The sequence below is a fragment of the Spirosoma endbachense genome (assembly GCF_010233585.1).
Lineage (GTDB): Bacteria > Bacteroidota > Bacteroidia > Cytophagales > Spirosomataceae > Spirosoma > Spirosoma endbachense.
The window spans coordinates 3,286,359-3,302,965 of record NZ_CP045997.1 but is presented as its reverse complement, the minus strand read 5'-3'; the positions used below and the strand labels follow the sequence as shown (position 1 = coordinate 3,302,965).

Below are 16,607 nucleotides of genomic sequence, written 5' to 3'. Positions count from 1 at the left end.
ATATCTTTGAAGCTAGTGCTAATAGAGTATTACTTCTTAACTTAAACTTTGTGATATGTACAAATTTCTACTGACACAGTTCCTACTGTGTTTACTAGCTATTCCTTTGCTTGCCCAAAATCGGGGCATCACTGGAAAGATCACTTCATCAGAAGACGGTTCGCTGTTACCGGGTGTTACCATCCTGATCAAAGGGACAAACCAGGGTACAACAACGAATGCCGATGGCACCTACCAGCTTAATGCCTCAAAAGGCGATGTAATTCAGGCCAGCTTTATTGGTTTCGCTACGGCCAGCGTTAAGCTTGAAAATCAAACAACACTTGATTTTTCTCTTAAACCCGATGCATCCCAGCTTCAGGAGGTTGTTGTAACAGCCCAGGGCGTCCGGAAAAGCCAGCGTGAAATCGGCTATGCCATTTCAAAAGTGCAAACCGAAGACGTAACGGTTGGTCGTTCACCACAATTAGCACAGGCACTTTCTGGTAAAGTAACGGGGCTAGCCGTGTACAACATCAACAACAGCGTTGATCCGGCCGTAAAAGTCGTTTTACGGGGCTATCGTTCACTAACCGGTAACAACGAAGCCCTGGTGGTTCTCGATGGTATGCAAACCACCTCAACCGTGTTGGCGCTTATCAATCCGAACGATATCGAGAGTGTAACGATATTGAAAGGTGGTCAGGCCGCTACGTTGTACGGGTCGGCTGGTATCAACGGTGCCATTTTAATTACAACCAAGAAGGGTGTGAAAGGAAAACTGAAGGTATCGTACTCGAACAGCACGAACTTTGACCAGATCAGCTTCATGCCTCAACTTCAGGATAAGTATGGCTCCGGATCACATTATGCAACAGCCTTTGGTACAACTGGCTACAAGGCCGATTACCTGGAGCGGATGAAAGACAACTGGCGCTCGTATGAAAACCAGCAGTATGGCGATGCATTCGATGGATCGATCCGGATGCAGGGCCGGACAACTGAAGACGGGGGACAACTTATGCTACCCTATTCAGCTATTCCAGATGCTCGTCGCAAAGCCTTTAATACAGGCGTGTCCGTAAACAACCAGGCTAGCTTCCAGGGGGGCGACGAAACCAGTTCGTTCTACATGTCGATTGAAAACCAGAAAATTGCTGGTATTGTACCCCATGATCAAAGCGAACGGACGGGTACCCGTATGTCGGCTACGAAAGAATATGGTAAAGTGACCGCCAGCTTCAACGCTGCTTTCACCCAGGCAAATTATGATCGTACGTCATCTGATTTTTACAATGATGTACTCAACCAGCCTTCCAACCTGCCGTTAAACGACCTGCGCGACTGGCAAAACAACAAGTTTGCCAATCCAAACGGTTTCTATAACGATTACTACAACAACCCGTATTTTAATGCCGACAATAACCGGATGAAATACAAAGATGCCAACCTGAACGGTAACCTGAACCTGAATTTCAGACCGACCAGCTGGCTATCGTTCAATGAGCGGATAGGGGTGATGAATAACTCCCGGACAGGCAAAAATACGACGGGTAAGTTTTTATATTCGGACTGGGCTAAAAGCAAGTCGTTTATCCCGGCTCCCTTTTTCCGCGATGGTGATGGAACGGGTATCTACCGCGCCATTACGGATATTCTGGGCTCGGTGCTGGATTATTCGGGAACGGAGAATGTTATTAACAACGAGTTTCAGGCTACGGCATCCAAAGATTTTGGACCACTGTCTACTAAACTGTTGTTAGGTAGCAGTTTATATCAGCGGACAACCAAGAGTATTGGTGTAGGATCGACTTCGATTGTAGTGCCTGATATCTACAACGTATCGAACCGTCAGGGCGAACTACAGGGCGGAGAGATTACGACGCAGGAACGCCGTTTGGGTTATTATGCTGACCTGACAATGAACTATAAAAACTGGTTGATACTGAATGGTTCGTTTCGTTTCGATCAGACATCCAAGTTCTTTAAACCCACTCGTCCAACCAACTACTGGTCTTATCCATACTATGGAGCAGCACTCTCCTTTATTGCGACGGATGCCTTCCCAAGGATACAGAGCTCATTCCTGAACTACATGAAGTTGCGGGCGAATTACAACAAAAACGCTAACGACAACATTCCGTTGTATGGACTGGATCTAACCTATCCGAACGGAGCAGGCTTCCCATACGGCAATACAGTTGGTCTGACAGTGGGTAACACGTTGCCCGATGCTAATTTAAGACCGGAAAACGTTTATTCAGGCGAAGTTGGAGCTGAATTCCAACTGCTCAACAACCGGATCAATATTGACGTATCGGCTTATTCGCAAACCTCTAAAGGGCAGGTTATTACGGTTAGAATTCCAAACACGACCGGGTTTCAGAACCTGCTGATCAACGTCGGCGAAACCAAAAACTGGGGTTACGAAGCTGAGTTTAAATACCTGATTGCCAGAGGAGGTAAATTTTCGTGGGATGCCAGCATACGGTATTCTTACAACGATAACAAAGTTGTCGATCTCTATCCGGGCATTACGGAATTCCAGTATGGTGGCTTTTCATACGCCAATACGAACGTAATTAAAGATATGCGTTTCCCTTACCTGAAAACCGACGGCTATCAATATGCGCCGGATGGATCAGGTCGTGTACTGGTCAACGCAACCACGGGCTATCCATTGCGTCAGACTACCTTAACGGGTCGGGGTGGTGTTCTGCCCCGGCATATTGCTGGGCTGGGTTCGAAAATCGAGTACGGCGATTTTGGCTTTACGTTTAACTTCGAATACCGGGGTGGCAACGTAATGTTCAGTGATTTGGGTCGGCAGATGACCTTTACCGGAACAGGCAAATGGACCGAAGACCGTGCACCGCACATCTTCGCGAATTCGGCTTATCTGGGGCCGGATGGAACAACGGTGATTCCGAATACGAGTGTTAATGTACGCGAAGCTGAGTATTCTTTATGGGTAGATAACTACCGGCTGATCTCGGAGAACTTTGTTACACCAGCCTGGTTCATCAAACTACGTGACATTAACCTGTCCTATCGTTTGCCCCAGAAACTGCTGTCTAAAACGAAAATCTTCTCGGGAGCCAGTATTGCCCTGTATGGCCGGAATCTGATCACCATTGTCGATAAGCTCAACTACTATACGGATCCTGAGTTTAGCTACCAGGGTAATCCGCTACCGGGAAGCCAGGCAACGTCAACGCCGACCACTACATCAGCTATTGGCCTTGGTATTAACACCACTGGTCAGACTCCGCCCGTACGTCAGTATGGTGTTAACATTAACCTTTCGTTTTAATCACCCAACGATTGACTTGACATGAAATTCAAAACAATAATTATAGCCGCTTTAGTGGCCGTGATTGGTACGAGCTGTGATCCAAAATCATATCTGGACGTTAACACCAATCCGAATCAGTTGCCAACCGCTTCACCGAGCTTTGTCTTTACAAATGCCCTGAATACGTCAGCCAGAAATATTGCTGGAAATACGGATGGGCAGGGATCAAGCGAGATCGGTTTCTACTGGTCCGGCCAATGGACGCAGGGCAATGGGTATATCATCAATACGGCTCAATTCGCCTATCAATTTACCAATGGCGATTTCAACTATTGGGACCCATACTATGATAATTTGCAGGATTACCAGTTTGTAATCGACAATGCTGACGCTAATAGCCAGAAGTATCTGAAAGGCCCCTCAAAAGTCATGAAAGCCATGCTGTATCAGCATCTGGTCGACATGTATGGGAACCTGCCGTATTCTGATGCATTGAAAGCGACAACGTCACTGGCCCCGAAATTCGATGATCAGAAAGCGGTCTACGAATCGCTTATTGCCTTGTTAGACGAGGCTATTACGGATTTAAAAGCCAATGCCTTCGCCAGTGCTTTTACGGGGTCCGATATTGTCTTCGCTGGTAATATTACCAAATGGGTTCAATTTGCCAACTCCCTCAAAATGAGGATTCTTATCCGTCAGTCTAAAGTTTCAGGGCGCGATACGTATATCAAAACTGAAGTTAATAAGATTGTTACCGAGGGTTCTGGTTTTATTACGGCATCAGAGGTTACGGTTGGGGGGCCTTCGTTCTTTTTAGCGACAGCCGGGAAACTAAATCCTGTATACGACCGCTGGGGTTATGACGCTAATGGAGCTAAACGAGCCCTTAATAACTATCCGCGCTTAACGCAGTTTCTCGTCAATAGCCTCAAAGCATCTGGTGATACTCTACGTTTGAAGCGGATTGCCTATGCCAATGGCGGTGAGAATTCCAGTACGCCCGGCGTAAGTACCCTCAAAGAAGTTGCTGCCAATTACTCAGGAACGCCGTTTGGGGCCAGCTCGGGTTACTTACCAGCCAATACAACCTCTCTGGGGCCAAGTCTGATCGTGAAAGGGGAATATAACCGTCCTTACATTCTTATGACAGCCTCTGAAGTGCAATTCCTGTTGGCAGAAGCGAAACAGCGCTTTACTGATGTAACACTACCTAATACAGCGAAAGCGTACTTTGAAGAAGGCATTGTTCAGTCCTTCCGCGTGCTGGGGGCCAATACGGCCGGTGCTGCGGCTTTTAAGGGTAGCAAAATCCAAAACTATGACTGGGATGCATCGACTGATAAATTGGCTGCGATAGCTATTCAGAAATGGATCTCATTTGTCAACTTCAATGGACTGGAGGCTTGGGCTGAATACCGACGGACGAACCTGCCGGTTATTCCGCAAAGTATTCAGGTGCCTGACAACAAACGTCCAGTGCGGTTTTTCTACCCAAATACGGAGTCTGGTTCAAATACAGCCAACGTAACTGCTCAGGGCAACATTGACGCATTTGCGACGAAACTGTTCTGGGACGTAGACTAAACGATCCGGATCGTTTTCTGAAAGGAGGCTCATCGATTTGATGAACCTCCTTTTTTTATGCCAAAACCTATTTACAGCCGTTTAGTCGGCAACAGACCAGAATTTGACCGATTTAGGCGGGTGTCGTGATGCCAATTTTGTAGTCAATAATGATGTTTCCTGCTTTATTTGATTAACTTCAGAACTACCCAATTTATACTGATTAAAAATTAACTGATAATAAAGTAAGTAGCAATTCTGGCTTTATTATTGCAGTGTTTTTAGAAATAATAGAATCGCGAGTTCGGTCAGGCTACCCTCATCATGGTGGCTGGTCGGCTAGGCTGATTGAGTAAAAAACAAAAAAACGAGCCGACAATGTCAGCCCGTTTTTCGCATTACGCTTTATCCAACTATTAAATTATTCTTGATCGAAGCAACTTACCCGATGGCCGAATCGATTTGGCCATTGAGATAGGGTATATGCGGCTACAAAGAACTTATCCTTTCTAACAGACTAACATACCGCCGAATAAATAAAGTCCCTGAGTACATGGCAGGCCACTAAATGGTTTACAAATAGAATAACTATTCTTCTATTAAATAGAATTATTATTTGTTTATGGTAATAGGAATGCGTAGTATTTACTAAGCGGTAGTTACTAATTCATAGCGAAAATATCTTATTTTTTAACCATATGGTCTAATTATGGGAAAGGGCGTTTTGCTGAAAATGGCTCCTACTTACCGGCGTATCAGCGATCTGAAAGACAAACCTTTTCGGAAAATACAAGTTATTCTAAACACAAATAGTACTCAACGCCATGGAAAACGACACGAAAGACGTAAAGCGCGACGATGCGCAAATTAACGGACGAACCAAAGGCCCTTTTGGTTCGGATGACGCCGATGTCGATCGGCGCGAACAGGATAATAAACACCAATACGAGCAGGAAAACTCAGCCAACGGTCTGGATAGTCAGCAGGTTCGTGGCGGGCAGAATGGCCGCAATGATCGTGCCATCGGAAGTACGGATATGGATGGTAAAAATGGTATTCTGCGCATGGGCGATCAGGATAACAGTACCATGGAGGTGACGCAGGAGGGCATCGATAGTGCGGTTGGCGGTCAGGAAAAAACAAACACGGCTATGGTCGATGTAACTACGAGCGGACCCGACGATTATGCCTCTGCCGACGAGGTAGATACTCCTGAAGCACAGAAAGAAGCTAAGAAACAGAACGATACAACAAAAGCTGATGAGTCTACTGATGACTCACAGGAGGAAACCGATAACGATATTGCGCAGACGGGGACCGATCTTAATAATCAGCCAACTTACTGATCTAGTCAACGAATACTGATTACGTGATGTGTCCGCGATTGGGCAGATTACCGATCAAATTACTAACTCAACACTAAACCAACAACGTTATGAGCGTAAGTAGTAAAAGCCGCAAAGAAAGCACGGAGTCGTATGCTGCTCAGCAGATGCACAATACAATGGGCATTGCTCCTGAATTGGCACAACTGAACGATAAGAACCTGGACAACGAATTGCCATCCCGGGTAGCATCCAGTAGTGATACAGATGTGCCGAGTGATGTTGAGGAAGCCGAAGCACGGGCGGCTACCGAGGGTGATCAGCCCACTGCCGCAGATGTAGAAGAAGCAAAGCGGGCGTCATGGGGGCAGCCGCCATTGTCTGTCGATGCCGACGACGCATCAACCGACGAAGACAATCCCATGACGGCCTACCAGCAGCCAACGAACGGTACTACAGTATCGGATTCCGAAAAAGTAGCCGATGCTGACTGAAACCGTAGCACGTCGGAAGGCTCAGTTCCGATAAGCCGGACCGATGAGCCAGACCGGACTCTGGGAAATTCATAAGGATTAATTTTAAGGGAAATGTAGGGCGAACCATCGGTTCGCCTTTTTTTTGTGGTAGAAATTTAAACTCAATGTAGTTGTGGTCAATAATTCAGTAACTCATCTTTCCTGGTTTCGTTACCTGATTCGCTGGCCTGCATTGACAGTTGGCCTGTTGCTGATCGCTTTACTATCACATCTGGGTTACCTGCCACTTGATACGAGTTCTGACGAGCCGCGCCGGGCATTGGTAGCGCTCGAAATGATGCTGTCGGGCGATTACATTACCCCAACCCTGAACGGTGAATTGTACTTCAATAAACCACCGCTTTACAACTGGATTATTATCGCTTCTTATAAGCTCTTTGGCAATTACTCGTCGTTTACGCTGCGGCTGCCGATGGTAGCTGCCTTGTTGCTGTTTGGCCTGACGATATTCGGTTTCGTACGGCGATACATGCCCGTTCGCGCTGATCGGTCATCTATGGTCGCTTTCGTTGTTGCGATGATGGTGCTGACGAATGGCCGGGTTCTGATTTATGACTCGCTCTGGAGTTCAATTGACATCCCCTTTGCCTGGTTGACCTATTCGGCAATGATGCTGGTTTACCACTTTGATCAACGCCGTAACTATTGGGCCTTGTTTCTGGCCACCTACACGCTGACAGCCCTTGGTTTTCTGACAAAAGGCTTGCCATCGGTTGTATTTCAAGGGTTTACCCTGTTAAGCTGGTTTGTTTATACCCGCCAGTTCCGACGGTTGTGGCATCCTGCTCATTTTGTAGGTATTGGCTTATTTCTCGTCATTACAGGAAGTTACTACGTCGCTTATTTTAGCCGAAATCAGATACCGCTGGAAAACGTAGCCAGCGTTTTGTTCGACGAAAGTACAAAACGCACAGTAGTTACATTTGGCGTAGGGGAGACGCTGCTCCATCTGTTGACGTTTCCGTTTGAGATGATTTATCATTTTGTGCCCTATCTTTTACTGATCTGTCTGCTTTTTCGTCGGGGTAGTCTGGATCAGATTAAAGCTGAGCCCTTCATTGCGTTTAATGCGATCATATTTCTGGCCAATGTGCTGGTTTACTGGTCATCACCACAGGTCTATGCACGTTACCTTATCGGCTTGTTGCCACTTTTGTTTACGGTGTTAGCCTACTTCTATTACGAAAAAAGTACGCCAGCTCATTCGCCACGCAAATGGGTCGAATGGATTTGGCTGGTATTAACAGGTATTGTTACTATAGGCTGCTGGGTAGCCATTTTTCACCCAAAAACGCGCGTAGTCGATGGCATAATCTGGAAAACGGGTCTCGTTTTTATCCTGCTGTCGGCCAGCACCTGGTGGTTGTGGCAGGATACCGAAAACCGGCTCGGGCGTATGTTGCTGGTGATGGTTGTGGTACGAATCGGAATCAACTGGATTGCCTTGCCAGGTCGGCTGGCGTCCCGACAGTTTTATAAAAATGAATCGGAACGTATTGCCAGAAAAACGATCGGTACGCCGTTGTATGGCTACCGGGAAACGATTGGCAGTACCGGAGCAACGGATGTAAATTCTTTTCACATTGCTGCGCTTAGAGGACAGATTCTACGAAAGACGGATCGTAAAATGGCCAATGTGTATTATATCGCCGATTCGGTTAGCCTGCTGGGTGAACGTTACGAGGCCATCGACACGATGCGTTTGTTTGACCGCCATCCCGCCCGATTAGTGCGTTTTACGGACCGATGAAGCGTCGTCTTTAACCAGCCGATTTAGTGTATAGCAAATCAAGTGATTCGCTAATTTCTTCTGCCCATTATTGGCCAGTAAACTGCCTAAATTCAGCTCATAAATACGGCTGGCTTTCAACTCATCGAGCGTAAGAGAGACCGTTTTACGGTCGGTGGATAGTTTAACTGCCGAAACGGCTACCGTATGAACATCCATTTGCGGTGAACCGTAGGCTCGATGGTATTCATAAAAATAACTCTTGAATCGATAGTTAGCCAGATCACGGGCCGTTGCTTCATCAAGCGGTTGAGTAAATGTCAGATCGAAACCGGTGGTCGTTAACTTCATACCCAGAATGTCTAGTGGAACGCCAGCGGCTGCACCCTTATATCGGATTCGCTGAATGCCCCGGTCTCCAAGCCACCCGTGATCGGTCTGGCCAAGCCACAAACTGCCGTCGGGTGCGAAAGCAAGCCGGTTATTGCCAATCCGAAGCGGAATTTTTCCTCCAGCCTTGTCATAGAATGGAATGCAGGCCCCTTGTATTTGCCCGTCCACTTCGTCGGGTAGTATGCGGATAAGGCGCGAAAAATCCATTTCACCCACAAAGAGTTGTCCGGCGAAGGGGCCAAATTTTCCTTCCGTATTATCCATAACGAGTTGCGTTGGCGAGTGAGCCATGACCTCATGCGGAAAAGAAATTGATTCAACCGTTCGCATGCTGTCCAGGGTTTTTAGGGACAATGTCAGTGGGTCAATGTCCGGGAACCCAGGCCGCCAGACCAGACTCGCCGGATGACCATAGAATTTGCCCTCTTCAACGTGGTATAACTTACTGGTTCCGAGCCAGTCGCCCTGGTTATCGGTAACGTATAGTCTACCCTGTGCGTCGAATCCAAGGCCATTAGGCGACCTGAAGCCACTGGCATAGGGCTTTACCTTGCCATCGGGCGTGATCTGCATAATCCAGCCCCGATAAGGCACGCAGGCATACATTCGTCCCTGTCGCCCAAGCGCGTCATACTGTCCCCGTACTTCGTCGCGGATACCAGCGCCATTCGACGCTGTATTGAGGCTGATGTATAGATTCCCTTTTGCATCGCGCACGGGTCCAAACGCGAACTCATGATAATTACCCGACATGCCGAACTGATCCGTTACGGTTTCGTATTGATCGGCCAGACCGTCGCCGTTTGTGTCGGTGATGCGTGTCAGTTCAGGCCGTTGAATAACTAATAGCTGATTATTACTAACGGCAACAACGCCCAGGGGGTCGTGTAAACCTTCGGCGAAGAGTTTCCAGACCTTTGTTTTTGGGTTGTAAAGCATTACCTCACCCCGATGGAAGCAAGCCGCCAGTCGCCCATCCGGCAAAAATGACAAACCACCTGTTTCAGCAACCAGACCTGGTGGCGTAGGAATGGTTTCGACTTCGTAATAATCAGTTATGGTGTCAGCCGGTGCCGAGGAAACAAGCAGAGCCGAGAGAAGAAGGGTAGCAAGCATGGTTTTGCAGGGTGCTGGAGGTATACAAGCGGCTATACAGCCATTCTAATGCTAATGACCTACCTCATCTGTAGGTTTAGAGTGTTGATACGGTTAGAGAGAACTGACGCGTTCCGTTGGGTAGCTGAATCGCTCCGTTCTGCACTCGACCGACTGAGGGTTTGAAACGGATGCCCGGCTGGGACGTAGTGACAAAAGTGACGGACTGTTTTGATGGACTAAGCGTAAAGATTCGGACAAGCCCCCGTCCACTCGCCATAGGTTTAATCAATTCCCGAATTTCGACACCGTTTACGATATACCGGAACTCAGGATATCGGTTGATCAATCGATAGCCTTTAAATTGGGGTACTTTCTGCTTTGTAGTACCGATTTTCCAGGGAAAACCACCCGTATCCCGAAAATAGATGTCGCCAACCAGTTTCGTAAATCGTTGCCCCTTGCCATCCCACTGCTCTGTGTTATCCACAAATCCACCCGACCAGGCATAGCGCAACCGGCACTGCCCAGCATCGAACACGTAAGACTGACCACCTTCAGGGTCAGGTAAACCTACCGCAATAGCTGCCGGGCCGCAATCGGGCATGAATGTTCGGTACACAGCAGGTAATTGTAAAGAGTAAGGGTGGCCAGACTCTGCCGCATGATGATGGGCCGCTTCGGCTGTCCGTTCGGGGTTCGGTAGATTGCGATCCGTTTCGGGAGCGGGGAGAAGTTTCGGCTGATTTGTTGCGTAAATGACGCCATACATGATCGAACCATGTCCGGGGTAGGTACATACAAACGGATAAGCCCCTTCGGCCAGGGTGACGGTGAGTGAGTCGGTGTTGCCCGGCTCAATGCTCGTTGTATGCGCCAGCACATCATCCATGATCGGTACATGATGCTGAGCCGGCCCTTTAGCGCCCAGAGCAAGGGCAAACTCAACCACCCGCAGACGCGAGTTTGGCCGCGTTACAACGAGATTATGGGCCATGTCATCTTTATTCTGAAAAATGAGCCGCAGGCGCGTATTAGGTTTAACAACAAGACGTTTCTGGTCAAACTGTAGGCCGCCCGATGAGGAGATGGTGATCAATGTATCTCGTTGAGCAGAAGCCGCCAGAGTTGTTAGCAGAAAGCTAACAAGGAATAGAAATCTGTGCATGACTGTAAAAATAAAAAAGAAGTAAGCAGGTTGCTGTCGTCGATAGGCGGTTCGCGGTGAATAGTCGTTGCGCAGCAGTTAACGGGTTACTTCTCTAAAGTAGTTAATGATCTAGTTACCAGTAAATTATATGTTTGGCCATTCGGTTTGGCTAATCGATATTTTTATTTCATTACTTACGCTACAATCAGTCAAATACAGCCCGCTAAAGGCTGGAATCCAGCAAAGTCTGTACGGCCGGAACGGGTAGCAAGGTGCCTGCTTTGACCTTATTTTCGATGGTTTCCAGCCGCTCGCGCATGCCTGCCTGGGCGTAAAACCGGGCATTTAGTTCGTGCTGGATTAACGAGCGAAACCAGGTTAATTGCTGTTCCTGTCTCCGTTGTTTACGATAGCCATTCGCTGTGGATAGCTGCTGGTATTCCAGAATCATTTGCCAGATGGCTGCTATGCCATCGCCAGTCAGGGCAGAGCAGGTCAGTACGGGTGGAAACCAGCCTGTACCGGTAGGCGGGAAGAGATGTAAGGCATTCTGGTAATCGACCTGGGCACGCCGGGCGTGCGCTATATTATCGTCGTCGGCTTTGGTAATGGCCAGTGCATCGGCTAGCTCCATGATGCCACGTTTCATTCCCTGGAGTTCGTCGCCTGCCCCTGCCAGCATTAACAGCAGAAAGAAATCGACCATGCCATGAACAACCGTTTCGGATTGACCTACGCCCACCGTTTCAACCAAAATAATGTCAAATCCGGCGGCTTCACACAAAAGAATGGTCTCGCGCGTGCGTTGCGCTACACCCCCCAGCGAGTCGCCTGCTGGCGAAGGACGAATGTAAGCATCTGGATTCATGGACAACGTTTCCATGCGGGTTTTGTCACCGAGTAAGCTCCCGCCCGAGCGTTGACTGGTGGGGTCAACGGCCAGCACTGCCAGTCGATGGCCAAGTTCGGTCAGGTGTTTACCCAGGGCTTCGATGAATGTGCTTTTACCAACACCAGGTACACCCGTAATGCCGACACGAATGGATGATTCGGAGCGTGAACTGGCCGTTTGAGCGACTACGTTTGCCAGCACCTCCTGTGCCAGGGCCTGATCGTCGGAGCGTCGGCTTTCTATGAGCGTAATAGCCCGGCTCAAAAGAAGCCGATCGCCGGCCAGAATACCAGTAGCGTATTGATCGGAAGATAGTCGGTTACGCATGTACGTTATAAAATCTGGTCGACTAAGGTAAAAAATGGTTGGAGCTCGGTGGTACGTTCGGTAAGCCATAGCATATGCATTTCTGCTTTCTGGGATACGTTGATTAAGTCAATGGTTTTGAGCCGAAGATTTTGACCACGCAATGCTGACATCGGTTCAATAGAAATACCCATACCTGCTTCTACCAGCCGTAAAACCGTCCCCGAGTAAGCCGATTCATAGGCAATATGCGGCAGAAAACCATGCTGCTGACACATCGCCTGAATGCTTTCGACATAGCCACTCCCTTCAGACTGGGGTGGCAAAATAAATGAGTCGTGGGCAAAAACAGACAGGTCCGAAAAGGATTCCGGGCTTACAGGATGATTTTCAGGCAAGATCACCACGAAGTTCTCTGTGTAAACAACTCGGCTACTGATGGCTGGTGGAGCAATGATGTTAGGCGAAAAGCCTACGTCTATTTCCCGATTCAGGAGTGCTTCCATCTGAAAGCGATTGGGCGTCTCCATCAGGATTGCCCGCAGATCAGGCGTTTTCTCGCGAATACTGACCAGTAACTTCGGCAGAATTGACTGCATGGCCGAACTGGCATGGCCAATCCGAATCTCGCCCGCTTCGCCCCGATGAATTTGTGCCGTTCGTCGAAAAGCCTGCTCCAGTTGTTCAATCAAACGACCTGCTTCCTGTTGAAGATAGATGCCCGCCGGCGTTAATGCAACGTTGCGTTTATCGCGCTTGAATAATAAGGCACCAACTTCACGCTCCAACTGCTGAATCTGTCGACTCAGGGCAGGTTGGGCAATGAAGACGTTCTCGGCAGTCTTCCGGTAATTTAGTGTACTGGCTAAGGCCAGAAAATGCTTGAGCTGATAAATGTCCACTGATGCGATTCTGCTATCAATTTATCAAAATTAAGCATTTCCGTGTATCAAAATTAAGTTCTTCTTTTGCTCGAAGAATGACACCAACAAAGCCCCAGTCAGGTAGCTAATGCCATGAATGATTCATTACTTGCTGCTTACTCTTCCGAGACATTTCGCCACCAGGCACACGCGCTGGTCGATCTACTGGCAGATCATCTCGATACAGTTGGAAAGGCCGAACAAGCCGTTTTGCCCTATGCTGAACCCGATGAACAATTGGCCTACTGGAAAGCCGATTTTCAGAAGCCAGCCAATGCTGATCCGTTGCCTTTACTGGCCGACATCGTGCAGCGATCCATTCATTTACACAATCCACGATTTATGGGGCATCAGGTTGCCCCGCCACTACCGCTGGCGGCACTAACCGGTCTGTTGACCGGCCTGCTTAATAACGGGATGGCCGTATACGAAATGGGGATGACGGCCAACGCGCTCGAACGCATTGTAACCCAGTGGCTCGCCCGGAAAATGAATTTTGGCAATGATGCCAGTGGGGTGCTAACTTCGGGAGGAACCCTCGCAAACCTGACAGCCCTGCTCACCGCCCGAGCCGTAACGGCCCCAACAGACGTCTGGGAAGCAGGGCATACAACCCGGTTAGCGATTATGGTTTCTGAAGAAGCCCACTATTGTGTAGACCGGGCCGCCCGAATTATGGGACTCGGTAGCGAAGGCATTATCAAAATTCCGACAAATGATCGCTTTCAGATGCGAACCGAGTTGCTGGAGAACTATCTGGAGCAGGCAAAGGAAGCTGGATTAACGGTTTTTGCCGTTGTGGGTAGCGCCTGCTCAACCTCGACCGGCTCGTACGATAATCTGGTAGCCATCGCCGATTTCTGTCAGAAACACAAGTTATGGTTCCACGTCGATGGGGCGCATGGTGGGGCTGTCGTTCTTTCGGATAAATACCGATTGCTGGTTCAGGGTATCGAACGTGCCGATTCAGTAGTGGTCGATTTCCACAAAATGATGATGATCCCCGCGCTGGTGACAGCAGTTCTTTACCAACGTGACGCCGACTCGTATCAGACATTTCAGCAAAAAGCACAGTACCTCTGGGCCGATGCCACCGCAAAAGACTGGTTCAATTCAGGTAAGCGGGCTTTTGAGTGTACCAAACTGATGATGAGCGTGAAAGTTTATACCGTTTTACGAACGTATGGTGAGGAAATCTTCACGGCCAATGTCGAAACACTTTACGGGCTGGCACGGCGTTTTGCCGATCTGGTACGACACCGGCCTGACTTCGAACTCGCTGTTGAGCCAGAAAGCAATATCGTCTGTTTTCGCTATGTTGGCGGTGAGCCTATGTCCGACGAACTCGATGCACTGAATACGCAACTCCGCGATCGGTTGTTGAAAGATGGCCGCTTTTACATCGTACAAACGACATTACGAGGGCGGGTTTACCTGCGGGTATCGCTGATGAACCCGCTAACAACAGACGTTCAACTGGAGGGGTTGCTTGAGCAGATTCACGATATGAGTAGTGATTACTGCGCTAACCTTTAGGCTGGTCAGGTCTCATCGGCTCCTTTTTGCTCCGTTCGGTTAACGCCCTCTCAAATCGTCGGGTGTTGTGATCTTGATATTCTCGTACGACCCTTCGATGAGCGTAATCGGGAAGCCAGAATATTCCATTACGCTGGCACAATCGGTAAAAAATGGTTGTTCCTCTACCTTAAACGCTTGCCGGAATAAACCCAGCTGGAAGGTTTGAGGAGTTTGTATCAGGCGATACAGACTTCGGTCAACAGCCTTGCTACTTCCGTCTGGCTCAACAACTCGCACCGAATCCTTCACGGGTACGCAGGTCACGGCCGATCCCGTTTGGGCAGCCGTCTCGAAGCTGGTACTAATAATATCCGGCGTAATAAACGGCCGGACACCGTCGTGAACAGCAACTAATCCTTCATCGACCTCAATGGCAGCCAGCCCGTTACGAACGGATTGAAAACGAGTGGCTCCACCCGTAACGATCTGTATTGAAGGATGAAAATTATGTTGGTCGCAGAGGGCTGACCAGATCATCTGATCGCGGGCAGGGAGTACCAGAATGATCCGGGAAGCCGGAATTACGGCCAGAAACTGTTCGAGTGTGTGTTGAAGAATGGGTTTTCCGTTGAGCAATAGAAACTGCTTCGGCACATCGGATTTCATCCGGCTGCCGCTTCCACCGGCAACAATAATCGCAAAATGATGATGGTTTGGCGCGTTGGTGCCTGAATTCGTCATAACAAAATGAGGGGCCATAAAGCCCCTCAAAAGTACTTATCAGGTGATTGACTCACCAACTAATTGTTTTAAAGAATCAGCATCGCGTCGCCGTAGCTGAAAAAGCGATATTTTTCTTTGATTGCTACTTCGTAAGCGTGTTTGATCAGTTCATGTCCACCGAATGCACTGGTCATCATAATCAGGATCGACTCTGGCAGGTGCAGGCTGGTCAGCAATGAGTTTGCAATTTTGAAGTCGTAGGGAGGAAAGATAAATTTATCTGTCCAGCCTTCTACGGGCTTCAGGCGGCTATTGGCCGATACCGACGATTCAATGGCTTTAAGCGACGTAGTGCCAACTGCACAAACACGTCTGCCGCCATCGAGGGCCGTATTGACGATCTGAGCCGCATCTTCGGGAATACGATAGTTTTCTGAGTCGGTTTTGTGCTTGGTGAGGTCTTCAACGTCAACCTGACGGAATGTGCCCAGGCCGACGTGTAAGGTGATGGGGGCAAAATGAATGCCTTTAATTTCCATCCGCTTCATCATGGCTCGCGTAAAATGCAAACCAGCTGTCGGGGCGGCTACCGCACCAACATGTTCAGCAAAAACCGTTTGGTAAAGATCGCGGTCAGAAAGCTCAGCGTCGCGATTGATCTCGCGGGGAAGTGGGGTTTCGCCCAGTTCATCAACTGCTTTCATGAACTCTTCATGATTGCCATCGAAGAGGAACCGGATCGTACGGCCACGCGATGTTGTATTGTCGATCACTTCGGCTACCAGATCACTATCACCGAAATAGAGTTTATTCCCAACGCGGATTTTGCGGGCTGGATCGACTAATACGTCCCAGAGCTTCATCTCACGGTTGAGTTCACGCAGCAAAAAAACTTCGATTTTAGCACCAGTCTTTTCTTTATTGCCGTATAATCTTGCCGGAAATACTTTTGTATTGTTGATGACCATCACGTCGCCGTCACTGAAATAACTCAGTATATCCGAAAACTGCTTGTGCTCAATGGTTTTTGTTTTACGGTCAACAACCATTAACCGTGATTCACCCCGCTCAACTGGGTATTTGGCAATTAAACTTTCGGGCAAATCAAATTTAAACTCGGATAACTTCATGGCGTATCAGTACGGAAAAGAACAGCGCGTTTTTGTGTAAAGGCCGC

12 protein-coding genes are annotated in these 16,607 nt (G+C 48.5%); 6 read left to right on the top strand and 6 right to left on the bottom strand.

All coding sequences use genetic code 11. From position 1 onward, the window contains the following. The first annotated feature begins 55 nt into the window (after window positions 1–55). From GJR95_RS13130 to GJR95_RS13110, 5 genes are all read left to right on the top strand, one after another. Complete coding sequence (locus tag GJR95_RS13130) at window positions 56–3,292, top strand: SusC/RagA family TonB-linked outer membrane protein (protein WP_162386295.1); 3,237 nt, start codon at window positions 56–58, stop codon at window positions 3,290–3,292. A 21-nt stretch (window positions 3,293–3,313) separates the two neighbouring features. Beyond that, window positions 3,314–4,861, top strand: coding sequence for a SusD/RagB family nutrient-binding outer membrane lipoprotein (locus GJR95_RS13125; RefSeq protein ID WP_162386294.1), 1,548 nt, complete (start codon window positions 3,314–3,316; stop codon window positions 4,859–4,861). 803 nt (window positions 4,862–5,664) lie between these two features. After that, window positions 5,665–6,186 carry a hypothetical protein gene (locus GJR95_RS13120; protein WP_162386293.1) on the top strand — a complete coding sequence of 174 codons (522 nt, stop codon included), beginning with the start codon at window positions 5,665–5,667 and terminating at the stop codon, window positions 6,184–6,186. 89 nt (window positions 6,187–6,275) lie between these two features. After that, a complete protein-coding gene (locus GJR95_RS42090) occupies window positions 6,276–6,659 on the top strand; it encodes a hypothetical protein (RefSeq protein WP_232541176.1) in 384 nt (127 codons plus the stop codon). A 154-nt stretch (window positions 6,660–6,813) separates the two neighbouring features. Then, the gene (locus GJR95_RS13110; protein WP_232541175.1) at window positions 6,814–8,451 is read left to right on the top strand and encodes an ArnT family glycosyltransferase; all 1,638 of its coding nucleotides are present in this window, start codon (window positions 6,814–6,816) and stop codon (window positions 8,449–8,451) included. On the opposite strand, the gene GJR95_RS13105 is transcribed toward GJR95_RS13110, so the two are convergent. The 4 genes from GJR95_RS13105 to GJR95_RS13090 all read right to left on the bottom strand — a co-directional run bounded on the left by GJR95_RS13105 (window position 8,428) and on the right by GJR95_RS13090 (window position 13,168). After that, window positions 8,428–9,939 (bottom strand): PQQ-dependent sugar dehydrogenase, encoded by a 1,512-nt coding sequence (locus tag GJR95_RS13105; RefSeq protein WP_162386292.1) that lies wholly within the window; start codon window positions 9,937–9,939, stop codon window positions 8,428–8,430. The genes GJR95_RS13110 and GJR95_RS13105 overlap by 24 nt on opposite strands. A gap of 76 nt (window positions 9,940–10,015) precedes the next feature. Further along, window positions 10,016–11,086, bottom strand: coding sequence for a plastocyanin/azurin family copper-binding protein (locus GJR95_RS13100; RefSeq protein WP_162386291.1), 1,071 nt, complete (start codon window positions 11,084–11,086; stop codon window positions 10,016–10,018). 205 nt (window positions 11,087–11,291) lie between these two features. Next, entirely contained in the window at window positions 11,292–12,287 is a 996-nt protein-coding gene (meaB, locus tag GJR95_RS13095; RefSeq protein ID WP_162386290.1) for a methylmalonyl Co-A mutase-associated GTPase MeaB, read from the bottom strand. Between the two features lie 5 nt (window positions 12,288–12,292). Then, entirely contained in the window at window positions 12,293–13,168 is an 876-nt protein-coding gene (locus GJR95_RS13090) for a LysR substrate-binding domain-containing protein (protein ID WP_162386289.1), read from the bottom strand. A gap of 114 nt (window positions 13,169–13,282) precedes the next feature. Here GJR95_RS13090 and GJR95_RS13085 point away from each other — a divergent pair, with 114 nt between their 5' ends. Next, window positions 13,283–14,725 (top strand): pyridoxal phosphate-dependent decarboxylase family protein, encoded by a 1,443-nt coding sequence (locus GJR95_RS13085; protein ID WP_162386288.1) that lies wholly within the window; start codon window positions 13,283–13,285, stop codon window positions 14,723–14,725. Between the two features lie 39 nt (window positions 14,726–14,764). On the opposite strand, the gene GJR95_RS13080 is transcribed toward GJR95_RS13085, so the two are convergent. Next, complete coding sequence (locus GJR95_RS13080) at window positions 14,765–15,448, bottom strand: 2-C-methyl-D-erythritol 4-phosphate cytidylyltransferase (protein WP_162386287.1); 684 nt, start codon at window positions 15,446–15,448, stop codon at window positions 14,765–14,767. 68 nt (window positions 15,449–15,516) lie between these two features. Next, complete coding sequence (gene queA, locus GJR95_RS13075) at window positions 15,517–16,560, bottom strand: tRNA preQ1(34) S-adenosylmethionine ribosyltransferase-isomerase QueA (protein ID WP_162386286.1); 1,044 nt, start codon at window positions 16,558–16,560, stop codon at window positions 15,517–15,519. Window positions 16,561–16,607 lie beyond the last annotated feature (47 nt).